This is a genomic window from Gordonia sp. (in: high G+C Gram-positive bacteria) (assembly GCF_047602025.1).
Lineage (GTDB): Bacteria > Actinomycetota > Actinomycetes > Mycobacteriales > Mycobacteriaceae > Gordonia.
This window is the reverse complement of record NZ_JASGII010000001.1, coordinates 320,380-333,380: the sequence shown is the minus strand read 5'-3', so window position 1 is coordinate 333,380 and position 13,001 is coordinate 320,380. Positions and strand designations below refer to the sequence as shown.

General features: G+C 71.2%; 12 protein-coding genes, 1 pseudogene and 1 riboswitch. Of the genes and pseudogenes, 8 read left to right on the top strand and 5 right to left on the bottom strand.

Going from position 1 to position 13,001, the window contains the following annotated elements; translation table 11 throughout:
- Window positions 1–34: 34 nt before the first annotated feature.
- Window positions 35–147: riboswitch (TPP riboswitch) on the top strand.
- Window positions 138–1,817, top strand: coding sequence for a phosphomethylpyrimidine synthase ThiC (gene thiC, locus QM728_RS01630; RefSeq protein WP_415030309.1), 1,680 nt, complete (start codon window positions 138–140; stop codon window positions 1,815–1,817). Its footprint overlaps the riboswitch before it by 10 nt.
- On the top strand, window positions 1,814–2,668 hold the full coding sequence (gene thiD, locus QM728_RS01625; RefSeq protein ID WP_415030308.1) for a bifunctional hydroxymethylpyrimidine kinase/phosphomethylpyrimidine kinase: 855 nt from the start codon (window positions 1,814–1,816) through the stop codon (window positions 2,666–2,668). The genes thiC and thiD overlap by 4 nt, the downstream gene beginning before the upstream one ends.
- Here thiD and QM728_RS01620 read toward each other — a convergent pair.
- The 3 genes from QM728_RS01620 to QM728_RS01610 are packed head-to-tail and all read right to left on the bottom strand — an operon-like array spanning window position 2,665 to window position 4,681.
- Complete coding sequence (locus QM728_RS01620) at window positions 2,665–3,429, bottom strand: thiazole synthase (protein WP_415030307.1); 765 nt, start codon at window positions 3,427–3,429, stop codon at window positions 2,665–2,667. The genes thiD and QM728_RS01620 overlap by 4 nt on opposite strands.
- The gene (gene thiS, locus QM728_RS01615; RefSeq protein ID WP_415032814.1) at window positions 3,422–3,622 is read right to left on the bottom strand and encodes a sulfur carrier protein ThiS; all 201 of its coding nucleotides are present in this window, start codon (window positions 3,620–3,622) and stop codon (window positions 3,422–3,424) included. Before thiS ends, QM728_RS01620 begins: the two co-directional genes overlap by 8 nt.
- A 27-nt stretch (window positions 3,623–3,649) precedes the next feature.
- Window positions 3,650–4,681 carry an FAD-dependent oxidoreductase gene (locus QM728_RS01610; RefSeq protein WP_415030306.1) on the bottom strand — a complete coding sequence of 344 codons (1,032 nt, stop codon included), beginning with the start codon at window positions 4,679–4,681 and terminating at the stop codon, window positions 3,650–3,652.
- A 42-nt stretch (window positions 4,682–4,723) separates the two neighbouring features.
- Between QM728_RS01610 and thiE the strand changes: the two genes are divergently transcribed.
- Window positions 4,724–5,404, top strand: coding sequence for a thiamine phosphate synthase (thiE, locus tag QM728_RS01605; protein ID WP_415030305.1), 681 nt, complete (start codon window positions 4,724–4,726; stop codon window positions 5,402–5,404).
- Window positions 5,401–6,101 (top strand): annotated as a pseudogene (locus QM728_RS01600) (haloacid dehalogenase type II). Before thiE ends, QM728_RS01600 begins: the two are co-directional and overlap by 4 nt.
- Here QM728_RS01600 and QM728_RS01595 read toward each other — a convergent pair.
- Window positions 6,086–6,790, bottom strand: coding sequence for a hypothetical protein (locus QM728_RS01595; protein ID WP_415030304.1), 705 nt, complete (start codon window positions 6,788–6,790; stop codon window positions 6,086–6,088). The pseudogene QM728_RS01600 and the gene QM728_RS01595 overlap by 16 nt on opposite strands.
- Before the next feature lie 185 nt (window positions 6,791–6,975).
- Between QM728_RS01595 and QM728_RS01590 the strand changes: the two genes are divergently transcribed.
- Window positions 6,976–7,395 (top strand): hypothetical protein, encoded by a 420-nt coding sequence (locus QM728_RS01590; protein ID WP_415030303.1) that lies wholly within the window; start codon window positions 6,976–6,978, stop codon window positions 7,393–7,395.
- Between the two features lie 10 nt (window positions 7,396–7,405).
- Here the strand turns inward: QM728_RS01590 and QM728_RS01585 are convergent, their stop codons facing one another.
- Window positions 7,406–7,879, bottom strand: a complete 474-nt coding sequence (locus QM728_RS01585) for an NUDIX hydrolase (RefSeq protein WP_415030302.1) — start codon at window positions 7,877–7,879, stop codon at window positions 7,406–7,408.
- 186 nt (window positions 7,880–8,065) lie between these two features.
- Here QM728_RS01585 and QM728_RS01580 point away from each other — a divergent pair, with 186 nt between their 5' ends.
- Genes QM728_RS01580 through QM728_RS01570 form a run of 3 tightly spaced genes read left to right on the top strand, consistent with a single transcriptional unit; the run spans window position 8,066 to window position 12,938 of the window.
- On the top strand, window positions 8,066–9,547 hold the full coding sequence (locus QM728_RS01580; RefSeq protein WP_415030301.1) for a hypothetical protein: 1,482 nt from the start codon (window positions 8,066–8,068) through the stop codon (window positions 9,545–9,547).
- Window positions 9,544–10,536, top strand: coding sequence for a glutamate ABC transporter substrate-binding protein (locus QM728_RS01575; protein ID WP_415030300.1), 993 nt, complete (start codon window positions 9,544–9,546; stop codon window positions 10,534–10,536). Before QM728_RS01580 ends, QM728_RS01575 begins: the two co-directional genes overlap by 4 nt.
- Window positions 10,537–10,538: 2 nt before the next feature.
- Window positions 10,539–12,938: a tetratricopeptide repeat protein gene (locus QM728_RS01570; RefSeq protein WP_415030299.1), complete on the top strand. Its 2,400-nt coding sequence runs from the start codon at window positions 10,539–10,541 to the stop codon at window positions 12,936–12,938.
- Window positions 12,939–13,001: the final 63 nt, after the last annotated feature.

Sequence of the window (13,001 nt, the reverse complement as noted above, 5' to 3'; positions counted from 1 at the left end):
GTAGGCTGATCGACGCGGGGTTTCCCGCACCACAAATGAACATCGCGGGGGCTCTTGCGAACCAAGGGCTGAGAGGGCGACGGGCGGTCGCCGACCGCCTGAACCTGTCCGGGTAATGCCGGCGTAGGGAGATCCGCATGAGCACAGTCGTGCCCGAAACAGCCGCTGCCGTGACCACCGGTCCGATCGAGGGCAGCACCAAGCACTACCTCGACGTCGACGGGCTGCGCGTGCCGCAGCGCCGCGTCCACCTCGCCAACGGCGAGCACCTCGACCTGTTCGACACCTCCGGCCCGTACACCGATGCCGACGCCCGCATCGACGTCGAGGCCGGCCTCGCGCCGACCCGCGCCGACTGGCGGCGCCCCGATGCCGCGGCCACCGATGCCGGGCACGGCGCGACCACGCAGCTCGCCTGGGCGCGTGCCGGCGTCGTGACCGACGAGATGCGGTTCGTCGCGGCGCGCGAGGGCGTCGACGTCGAACTGGTCCGCGACGAGGTCGCGCGCGGGCGAGCGGTCATCCCGGCCAATCGCCGCCACCCCGAACTCGAGCCGACGATCATCGGCAAGAAGTTCCTGGTGAAGGTCAACGCCAACATCGGGAACTCGGCGGTGACGAGTTCGATCGCCGAGGAGGTCGAGAAGATGGTGTGGGCGACGCGCTGGGGCGCCGACACGATCATGGACCTGTCCACCGGCAAGGACATCCACCAGACGCGGGAGTGGATCATGCGCAACTCCCCGGTGCCGGTCGGCACGGTCCCGATCTACCAGGCGCTGGAGAAGTGCGGCGGCGACCCGGTGAAGCTGACCTGGGAGCTCTACCGCGACACCGTCGTCGAGCAGGCGGAGCAGGGCGTCGACTACATGACGGTGCACGCCGGGGTGCTGCTGCGCTACGTGCCGCTCACCGCCAGGCGGGTCACCGGGATCGTCTCGCGCGGCGGCTCGATCATGGCGGCGTGGTGCCTGGCGCACCACGAGGAGTCGTTCCTCTACACCCACTTCGACGAGCTCTGCGAGATCTTCGCCGACTACGACATCACCTTCTCCCTCGGCGACGGCCTGCGACCCGGCTCGATCGCCGACGCCAACGACGAGGCCCAGTTCGCCGAGCTGCGCACCCTCGGCGAACTGACCGCGATCGCCCAGCGCCACGGCGTCCAGGTGATGATCGAGGGCCCCGGGCACGTGCCGATGGACAAGATCGTCGAGAACGTGCGCCTGGAGGAAGAGCTCTGCAACGAGGCGCCGTTCTACACACTCGGGCCGCTCGCCACCGACATCGCGCCGGCCTACGACCACATCACGTCGGCCATCGGCGCCGCGATGATCGCCCAGGCCGGCACCGCGATGCTCTGCTACGTCACCCCCAAGGAACACCTCGGGCTCCCCAACCGCGACGACGTGAAGACCGGGGTGATCACCTACAAGATCGCCGCACACGCCGCCGACCTGGCCAAGGGTCACCCGCGCGCCCAGGAACGTGACGACGCGCTCAGCAGGGCCCGGTTCGAGTTCCGCTGGACCGACCAGTTCAACCTGGCGCTCGACCCCGACACGGCCCGCGAGTTCCACGACGAGACCATGCCCGCCGAGCCGGCGAAGACCGCGCACTTCTGCTCGATGTGCGGCCCGAAGTTCTGCTCGATGCGGATCTCCGCCGACGTCCGCGCCTACGCCGAGGAGAACGGGTTGGAGACCGCCGCGGACATCGACGCCAAGATCGCCGAGGAGATGGCCGCCAAGTCGGCGGAGTTCGTCGAGCGCGGCAACCAGGTGTACCTGCCGATCAGTGAAAGGGTCGGCCCATGACCGCCACTCCCCCGCTGCTGCCGACCGCGCCCGACGGCCAGACCCCGGTGCGGACGCTGACCATCGCCGGCTCGGACTCCGGCGGCGGAGCCGGCATCCAGGCCGACATGCGCACCTTCGCGCTGCTCGGCGTGCACGCCTGCGTGGCGGTCACCGCGGTCACCGTACAGAACTCTCAGGGCGTCACCGGGTACCAGGAGATCGACCCGCGGATCGTCGCCGACCAGATCCGCGCCGTCGTCACCGACATCGGCGTCGGCGCGGCCAAGACCGGGATGCTGGCCTCCAGCGCGATCATCGACGCCGTCGTTGCGGCCACCGGCGAGGTCGGCATCGGCGGCGACGGTCCGATCCCCTTCGTCGTCGACCCGGTCTGCGCGTCGATGCACGGCGATCCACTGCTGGCCGACGAGGCGCTCGACGACCTGCGCGACGAGCTGATCCCGCGCGCCACAGTCGTCACCCCCAACCTCGACGAGGTGCGGCTGATCACCGGGATCGACGTCGTCGACGCCGACACCCAGCGCGCGGCCGCCCGCGCCCTGCACGACCTGGGCGCGCGGTGGGCGCTGGTGAAGGGCGGGCACCTGCGGTCGAGCGACCACAGCCCCGACCTGCTCTACGACGGCGCGGACTTCCTCGAATTCGATCACGAGCGGATCGACACCCCGCACGACCACGGCGCCGGTGACACACTCGGCGCCGCGATGACCGCGGCGCTGGCGCACGGCTATTCGGTGCCCGACGCCTTGGCGTTCGCCAAGGGCTGGGTCACCCGCTGTCTGCGGGCCGCCTACCCGCTCGGCGGCGGGCACGGTCCGGTGAACCCGCTCTGGCGGGTGGGCGGCTAGTCCCGCTCCGGCGAGGAGGCCTGCGCCCAGAAGCGCTTGGGGATGCGGCCCGCGCCGCGGGCGAGCCGCCCGGCCACGACCGCGTGGCGCATCGCGGCGGCCATGGCCGCCGGGTCGTCGGCGCGGGTGACCGCGGTGGCGAGCAGGACGGCATCGCAGCCGAGCTCCATCGCCAGCGCCGCGTCGGAGGCGGTGCCGATGCCGGCGTCGAGCACGACGGGCACCGTCGCGCGGGAGACGATCAGCTCGATGTTGTGCGGGTTGCGGATGCCCAGCCCGGTCCCGATCGGCGAGCCCAGCGGCATCACCGCGGCCACCCCCGCGTCCTGCAGGCGCAGCGCCAGCACCGGGTCGTCGTTGGTATAGGCCAGGACCGTGAAGCCGGCGGCGACCAGCGCCTGCGCGGCGTCGAGCGTCTCGATCGGATCGGGCAGCAGCGTCTTGTCGTCGGCGACGACTTCCAGCTTCACCAGGTCGGTCTCGACGGCCTCTCGCGCGAGCTGGGCGGTGAGCACGGCTTCGGCGGTCGTGTGGCAGCCGGCGGTGTTCGGCAGCACGGCGATGTCGAGGCGGCGCAGCATCTCGATGACGCCGGTGCCAGTGTCGTGGCTGACCCGGCGCATCGCGACGGTGGTCAGCTCGGTGCCGCTGGCGACGAGCGCGCGTTCGAGCGAGGCGAGGTTGGTGGCGCCGCCGGTGCCCATAATCAGGCGCGAGGAGAACTCGTGCGCACCAACCTTGAAGGGGTCTGCGTCAGCCACCCTGGACCGCCGTGACGATCTCTACGACGTCGTCGTCGCGCAGCGCGGTGCTCTCCCAGCTGCCGCACGGGACTACGAATCCGTCGACGGCCACGGCGATGCCGCGGTCGGGCAGGCCGAGTTCGGCGACGAGTCCGGCGACGGTCGTGCCGGTCGACAGCTCGCGCGCGTCGCCGTTGACGGTGACGGCGATCGAAGTCCCGGTGGTCATGGGACCAGGTTAGCCCGCGAGCAGATCGGCGAATCGGGCCGCGGTGATCGGTGCCAGCACGATGCCGTTGCGGCCGTGCCCGGCGGCGACCAGGGTGCGCTCGTCGCGGCGTTCGATGATCGGCATGCCGTCGGCGCTGCACGGGCGGATGCCGGCGGCCGACTCGACGAGGTCGTAGGTGCGCAGGCCCGGCATGAGTTCGGTGGCGTCGGCGAGCAGGTCGGCGACGCCGCCGGCCTGCGGCAGGTGGTCGTCGGGGCCGGCGGCCTCGTACTGCGTCGCGCCGACGACGAGACGGTCGGCGCGCGGCACGAGGTAGACGTTGCGCCCGTCGACCCGGCCGCGCACCACGTGCGTCGGCGGCGGCACCGAATGGCGGTTCGGGGCCAGCCGCAGGATCTCACCCTTCATCGGGATCAGCGTGATGTCGGGCAGCAGTTGCGCGGTCCCCATCCCGGCGGCGACGAGCACCTGGTCGGCGGGCACCTCGTCGATGGCGTCGATGCGGATGCGGTGCCAGTGCACGCCGGCCGCGGCGAGGGCCGCGCGCAGTCGCGATAGGAGCAGCCCGTTGTCGAGCGCGCCTTCGCCGCGGGCCAGGTAGCCGCTGTGCACTCGGGTGGTCAGTGCCTTCTCCTGCGCGCGGGCCTCGCGGGCGGTGAGCGTCGTGAGCCGGTCGGCGCCGATCTGCTCGGACCACACGAAGTCGGCGAGCTGGCGCAGGTATTCGCCGTCGGCGGCGGTGGTCGCGACGAACAGGGAGTCGTCGGCGGTGCGGATGCCCGGGTCGCCCAGGCGCTCGATCCACCGCGGCCACAGCGCGGTCGACTCCGCGGACAGGGCGAGCAGCGCGCTTTCGCCGGGGTGGCCCTCGCCCAGGGAGCCCAGCATGCCGCCGGCGACCTCGGCGGCGCGGTACTCCGGCCCGGCGTCGTAGATGTCGACGTGCCAGCCGGTGTCGGCCGCGGCGAGGGCGCACATGCTGCCGATCACGCCACCGCCGATGACGGCGAGCGTCGGGGCGTCGTCGGTGGGGGTCACCGTCGAAGCCTATCGCCGATCGGCTCCGGCTACCGTGGACGCGTGAACCGCCGCGACCGTCTGAAGCGCTCGTCGTTGTACCTGTGCACCGACGCGCGCCGTGAGCGCGGCGACCTGCTCGACTTCGTCGCGGCCACCCTCGACGGCGGGGTGGACATCGTGCAACTGCGCGACAAGGGCTCGCCTGGCGAGCGCGAGTTCGGCGCGCTGGAGGCCGGGCCCGAGCTGGACCTGCTGGCCCGGCTCAGGGAGCTGACGACGCGCGCCGGTGCGCTGTTGGCCGTCAACGACCGCGCCGACATCGCGGCGGCTTCCGGCGCCGACGTCCTGCACGTGGGACAGGACGATCTGCCCCCGGCGACCGCGCGCGAACTGGTGGGAGACGACGTGCTGATCGGGCTGTCGTCGCACGATCCGGCCCAGGCGAAGGCCGCGGCCGCCGACCCGTCGATCGACTACTTCTGCGTCGGCCCGTGCTGGGCCACCCCCACCAAGCCGGGACGTGCCGGCACCGGCCTGGACCTGGTGAAACACGCCGCCGGCCTGAACACCGACCGGCCGTGGTTCGCGATCGGCGGCATCGACCTGGAGCGCGCGCCCGAGGTGGCGGCAGCGGGCGCGAGCCGGATCGTCGTCGTGCGGGCGATCACCGCCGCCGACGACCCGAGGGCCGCGGCTGCAGCACTGCGCACGGCGATTGCGCCCACGGTGGGGACCGCATAGTGGTCACGGGCATCACCGCCCTGCTGTTCGACCTGCAGGGCACGGCGACCGACTTCTACACACCCGTCGCCGCGGCCCTGCGTGATGCCTTCCCCGAAGCCGACCACGACGACCTGGTGAATCGATGGCGTGCCGGATACTTCGAACTGACCGGGCCGGCTGCCGTCGTCGACGACGGTCCGTGGGTGTCGGTGCACGCGATGTACCGGACCGCGCTCGACGAGGTGCTCGAGGAATCGGGCCTGAACGCCGACGACGACCTGCGCGAGGAACTCGCCCGCACGTGGCAGCGGCTCGAACCGTGGCCCGACTCCGTCGCGGGTCTGAGCCGCCTGCGCGAGCGCTTCACGACCGCAACCCTCTCCAATGCGGACGTCGCGGCCGCGGTGCGCATCGTCAAGCACGCCCGCCTGCCGTTCGATGCGGTGTTCGCCGCGGAAATGGCCGGTGCGTTCAGCCCGACCCGCGCGCCTACCTCACCGCGGCGCGCTACCTCGACACCCCGCCGGAGCAGATCATGATGGTCGCCTGCCACAAGTACGACCTGCGCGCCGCGGCATCACTCGGACTGTCGACGGCGTTCGTCGCGCGACCACTCGAGTTCGGGCCGGACGGCGCACCCGATGTCGAATTCGACGTGGCGTTCACCATCAACGCAACCGACTTCCTCGATCTGGCCGATCAGCTCGGCCGGTAGCGCTTCGCCAGGCACCAGGCCTTGGTCGCCGGGAGGAGCGCCAAGACGATGGTGACGATCGGGAAGATCATCTGGATGATCGAGCCCGCGGTCGAGCCGATGCCCGAACCCAGGTCGACGTCGGTGCCCGCGCTGATGTCGGACGTGATCGCCTCGGCCACCGCGAAGTCGATGAACAGGCCGATGATGCTGGTCGTCAAGGCGATCGCGCAGCCGACCACGATCGCGATCCGGCCCCAGAGGCGCCGGGTGAGCAGCGCAATGCCGCCGATCAGCAGGATCGTCCCGGTGATGACCTCGACTACTGCCATCACGACCATGCCGGCCGTGTACCAGTCGGGCAATGCGTCGACCACCTTGTTCGACGCGTCGAGATTGGACAGCACGATCAAGGCGATGATCACGACGATGCTGCCCGCGAATTCGGCCACACCGCCCAGGATGCTGAGGATTCCGGCGGTGATCGCCGTGCCGCCGCTCGGCTCGGGCTGCGGAAACCCGCCGTACTGCATCCCGTACGGGTCGGCGCTGTACTGCGGCACGCCGTACGGCTGACCAGGTTGCCCGGCGGGCGGCACGGGCACGCCCGGCGGGGGCGCCATCCCCGGGGGCGCCGGCACGTATCCCGGGTTGCCATACGTCGGGGGTTGCTGGCCGGGGTATTGCCCGGGCTCCTGCTGCCACGTCATGGAGCGAGATTACCCAACGGCCCGGCCCCGCGTCGGCCCGACAACCGCGCTATCCTGGGGTCATGCGCAGCAGCGTCAAGCTCGTAACCCGCCCGTAGCGGGGTCTGCTCGGCCGACCCCCCGCTACGGGGGTTGCCCTATTCACTGATCGGTCATCTCTCCTTCTGACCGAAAGCAGACTGCTGATGCTCACCCGAAACCTCGATGCCTCATTCTTTTCGCGTGCCGACGACCCTCGGCCGCGCGAGGAGGACCCGATGCACATCCCCGACGAGTCCGCACCCATCCGCCTCGACTCCTGGTCGGCGACCCCCACGATCGGCGACCGCCTCGACTGCCGTGCGACGTTGATCGTCGACGACCGGCCACGGGCCGTCGCCGCCCGCGCCACCGGTCAGCTCGGCGCCCTCACCGCGATGCTCTACGACGTCGGCATCGGCGTCGAGATCCGCAGCCTGCGGCAGCGGCGCCTGGAGTGCGCGGTCGGGACCATGCTGTTGTGCGGCAACGACTACCGGGAGCTGTGGGCGTTCGGCTCCGGGACCGATCCCGACGAGGCCAACCGCAACGCGCTCATCGCGGGCGCCAACCTGCTGCTGCGCTGAACCACCCGGCTCAGGCGAGCGCGCCGAGCTGGTCGCGCAGCAACGGCCACGACTGGGCGAAGCCCGGGTGCAGCGGCAGCGCGTCGACGTCGGCGGGCGTCACCCAGCGCAGTTCGGTGGACTCCCCGTTCGCCACGGTCGCCACCGGCTCGGCGACGTCGGCGATGACCGTCGTATAGGTCCAGCCGCTGGGCGAGGACGCGGTGACGATCTCGGCGCGCACCCGCATGTCGTGGTGGCCGATGCCGGCCTCTTCGTCGGCCTCGCGGATCGCGGTGTCGACAGCGCTCTCGTGTGAGTCGCGGGCCCCGCCGGGCAGCGCCCAGGTTCCGCCCTGATGCGACCAGACCGCGCGGTGCTGCAGCAGGACGACGGCCTCGCCGTCGGGCCCGGGTGCGCGCAACAGCAACCCGGCCGCGCCGTGGCGCCCCCAGTAGCGTGACCCGTCGGGATCGAACACCCAACCGTCGCCGTCTCCGCGCACCCGCGCCTCCCGCAGTGAAGTTCCTCGCCTCCACCGTAGGCGACGCGGCGCGCACCGGTCGACAATCGACGCGCACCGCACCGATGTCTTCCCCGCCCGCCCCGTTGCGTGTCGGCGGCGCCGAGCTGCCGCGACGACTACGCTGGGTAGCACACGTTTATCGGCTGGTGACGGGGAGATGATGCGGTGAAATCCGACGCATCGCCCACGCGCCCGCGCTTTGTCGGACTGGGCGGGCTCCCGGGCCGGTCCACCCCCGACTCGATCGCCGAGTCGGCCGGCAAACTGTCCACCAGCCCCCAGTTGCGCCGCGCCCTGGCGGACCGTCGCGAACTGCTCGCCGCCGCCCGCGCCCGCGCACAATCCCCCCTGGCCGCGCTGCGCGGTTTCGGCTCGTCGACGCCGGGCAAACTCATCCTCCTCGCCATCGCGCTGACCATCGGGTGCCTGGCGACCGGCGTCTACGCGTCGACGACCCTCAACGACCGCACCCACAAGCTGCAGCAGCTGATCTCGCGGGCCGAGCCGATCGCGGAGGCCTCCCAGGTCCTGTTCAGCTCGCTGTCCATCGCCGACGCCTCGGCGAACTCGGCGTTCATCTCCGGCGGCCTCGAACCGCTCCAACTGCGCAAGCGGTATTCCGACGCGATCGCCAGCGCGTCGGCCTCGCTCATCACCGCCGCCAACGACCCCGACGAATCCGGTGGCGCGATCAGCGCCGACGACGACCCGGTGCGCTCGGACTTGGTGAAGCTGACGGTGAACCTGCCGGTCTACACCGGTCTGGTCGAGACGGCGCGCGCCAACAACCGCCTCGGCAACCCGGTCGGCTCGGCGTACCTGAACGAGGCCAGCGGCCTGATGCAGGAGACCCTGCTGCCCGCCGCACAGCGCGTCTACGAGTCTCGCACCGCGGCCATCGGCCAACCCCAAAGGGGGCTCACCCGGCCGCCCTACCTGGTGTACCTGATGCTGTTCGCGCTGATCGCCGCGCTCATCGCGACCGCCCGCTTCCTCGAACAGCGCACCCGACGACGGCTGAACCTGGGCATCCTCGTGAGCCTGGTCGCGATGAGCGCCGGCACCCTGTGGTTGCTGATCGCCGGCCTGACGTCGGCGGCCTCGACCAACACCGCCCGCATCGACGGCTCCGATCCGCTGCACGCGCTGACATCGGCCCGCATCAGCCTCCAGCAGGCGCGCTCGGCGCAGACGCTGTCGCTGGTGCGCCGCGACCAGACCGCGCTCAACGACAACTTCACCGAGGCGACCCGCGGCGTCGCGGAGGTGCTGAACAAGCTGGTCGACCAGACCAAGTCCGGTGACCTCAGCTCGCTCCCGCTCGATGACCTGCAGACCGCGCGACTGGCCCTGGTCGAGTGGCAGACCACCGACCGCGAGATCGGCAAACGCCTCGCCGTCGGCGACTACATCGGGGCGCGCGACCTCACCGTCGGCACCGGCAAGTCCAGCGCCGCGACGTACTACGCCCGCGTCGACGATGCGATCGTCCGGTCCATCACGGCGGCGCGCAGCGCCTTCCGCGACAACATCTACACCGCCGGCCAGTTCCTCTCGTTCAGCAGCACCGGTATCGCGCTGCTCGCGCTGATCGCCGCGGTCGCCGTCCCCGTCGGCCTCTACGGCCGGGTCCGGGAGTACCGATGAGGATCGCCGCGAAGGCCCGCGCGCTGGCCGTCCTCGCCCTGGTCGCCGTCACCGCGACCGGGTGCGTCCGGCTCGCCGCCCCCGACAGCCCGTCGCCGCTCACCACCGCCAAGACGCCCGGACCGCCCGGCATGGTCACCCAGGCGCCCGGCGACAAGACCTCGCGCGAGTCCGACGCGGACACCTGCAACCGCCTCGCCAGCCTGCGCCCGATCCCACTGCCCCCGCCCGGGCAGATGCCGCCGCGCACCCCGATGAGTGAGATCGCCGCCAACGGCCGCCTCATCGTCGGCATCGACACCGGGTCCAACCCGTTCAGCTTCCGCGACCCGCTCACCGGCGACCTGCGCGGCTTCGACGTCGACCTGGCGCGCGAGCTCAGCAAGGCCATCTTCGACGACCCGAACCGCATCGAATTCCGCGTGATGCGCTCGGCCGACCGGATCGGCGCCTTGGAGAAGCGCGAGGTCGACGTCGTCGTCAAGACGATGAGCATCACCTGCGAGCGGCTCAAGAAGGTCGCGTTCTCCTCGCCGTACTACGTGGCGGCGCAGCGGATCCTGGCGGTGAACAACTCGAAGATCAACTCCGCCGCCGATCTCGCCGGACGGCGGGCCTGCGTCGCCCGCGGCGCGACGTCGGCGGCCCGGCTGCGGCGCACGGTGCCGACGGTGACACTCGTGGAGACCGCGACCTGGGCCGACTGCCTGGTGCTGCTGCAGCAGGGCAACGTCGACGCGGTGTCGACCGACGACGCGATCCTCGCCGGTCTCGCCGCGCAGGACCCGTGGCTGCGGCTGGTCGGGCCCAGCATGGGCGAGGAGTATTACGGCATCGGCATCACCAAGGGCCGCGACGAGCTGGTGCGCTTCGTCAACGCCGTCCTGGCGAACCTGGTCGCGACCGGGCGGTGGCAGCAGATCTCCGAGGAGTGGCTGTCGGTCCTCGGCTCCCAGTTGAAGCTCCCCCAACCCACCTATCGGGATTGACCATGGTGCCGAACAACCCTCCCGAATCCACTGATGAGCCGACCGGCGACACCACCGGCGCGGCCGAGACGCAGGCCACCCAGGCCGCCGCGTTCGACCCCTTCGACGACACCGTCGCGCAGACGGTCGGCGCCGACCTGCTGCTCGGCGACGACACCGTGGCGTCGGCCACCGGTCCCGCCGTCACCCCGCGCACCACCTTCCCGGTGCCCCGCGGCCGCGTGCTGGTGCCCGACCGCAGCGCGCCGCGCGTCCACGACCGCCGCCTCGGCAGCGAGCTGGTCGACCTGCCGCGCATCGTCGACATCGAGCCGGTCGACGCCGTCCTGCGCAACCCGGAGATCCCCGAGCGCAAGCGCAAGTGCTGGAACTGCGGCACCCCGATCGGCCGCAGCTCCGGGCCGCACGAGGGCCCGGTCACCGGCACCTGCCCCAACTGCGGCGTGCGCTACGCGTTCAAGCCGAGCCTGACCGCCGGCACCCTCGTCGGCGACCAGTACGAGATCCTCGGCGCCATCGCCCATGGCGGCATGGGCTGGATCTATGTCGCCATCGACCGCAACGTGTCCGACCGCCCCGTCGTCCTCAAGGGATTGCTCAACGCCGGCGACTCGGCGGCGCAGGCCGTCGCCATGGCCGAGCGGCAGTTCCTCGCCTCGGTCAGCCACCCCGGCATCGTCAAGATCTACAACTTCGTCGAACACCGGCTCCCCGACGACCGCTACATCGGCTACATCGTCATGGAGTACATCGGCGGCAAGACGCTCAAGCAGCTCACCGCTCCCGACGAGGGGTCCAAGACGCCGTCGCTGCTGTCTCCCGAGCAGGCGATGGCCTACCTCCTCGAGGTGCTGCCGGCCATCGGGTACCTGCACTCGGTGGGTCTGGTCTACAACGACGTCAAGCCCGACAACATCATGATCAGCGCCTCCGACGTGACGCTGATCGACCTGGGCGCAGTCGCCCCGATCGGCGGCAGCGGTCGGCTGTACGGCACACCGGGGTTCCAGGCGCCGGAGATCGTCGAGACCGGGCCGCAGGTCGCCACCGACATCTACAGCATCGGCCGCACCCTGGCGGTCCTCACCGTCGACATGCCGATGGAGGGCGGCCAGTACCTGCCCGGCCTGCCCGACGTCACCGACGTGCCGTTGTTCGCCGAGAACCCGTCCTTCCACCTGCTGCTCGCACGCGCGACCGCCGAGGACCCCGACGAGCGCTTCGCCAGCACCGCCGAGATGACCACCCAGGTCCTCAACGTGCTGCGCGAGACCGTCGCCGTGCACACCGGCGTGCCGCGACCGGCCATGTCGACGGTGTTCACCCCGCCCCGCTCGACCTTCGGCACCGAATTGCTGCTGGCCCCGGTCGACGCCTTCTTCGACCCCGACCAGTCGCCGTTCTACGACCCGGCCGACATCGCCGCGGCCCTGCCGGTGCCGCTGCTGGATCCGACCGACCCGGCCGCACGCGTGCTGAGCACCGCGGCCCTGTCGGAGCCGCGGCAGATCCTCGACTCGATTCGCGCGCACCGCGCGGACGGGTTCGCCGCGGCGCAGGACTCCCCGTCGTCGCATCTGTCGCTGGAGGTCGAACTCGCCGAGGCGCGGGCCTACCTGGAGCTCGACAAGATCGACGACGCGCTGACGGTGCTGCGGGCGGCAGACAAGCACTACGGCCACAACTGGCGCATCGAGTGGTACCTGGGCATCTGCGCGCTGCGCAACGACGAGCCGGAGCTGGCCTACGAGCGGTTCAACGAGACGTTGGAGGCCATGCCCGGCGAGATCGGCCCGAAGCTCGCCGTCGCCGGCACCGCCGAGCTGATCGGGCGCTGGCTCGCCGGCGACTCCGCCGAGCACGAGAAGCTCGATCCGCAGGTGCGCGACTGGTACGAGATCGCCCGCCACCACTACCAGGACCTGTGGTTCACCGATCACACGATCATCACCGCCGCCTTCGGCCTCGCCCGCATCCACCTGGCCTACGGCGACGTCCAGGAGGCGATCGTCGGGCTCGACGAGGTGCCGCCGACGAGCCGCCACTACAACACCGCCCGCGAGACCGCTGTTCTCGCGCTGGTGCGCGGCCGCCCGATCGCCGAGATCACCCACGCCGAGATCGCCGAGGCCGCCAAGCGGCTGGAGCAGATCCCCGACGGTGCGACCCGCAAGCCGCGCCTCAAGCTGATCGTGCTCGGCACCGCGCTGGGCTGGGTCGTCGAGAAGCAGCCGACCGAACAGCTCCCCGACCTGCTCGGCTACGAGTTCACCGAGTACGGGCTGCGGATCGGCACCGAGGCAACGCTGCGCGAGCTGGCGCGCGAGACACGGTCGAACCGGGCGCACCGGTTCCAGCTGGTCGACCTCGCCAACTACGTCCGGCCGGCGACCTGGTTCTGAGGTTCCAACACCGCATAGCAAGTTCCGACACGAACCGGTGTTGGAAAGTGCTGCGCGGTGTTG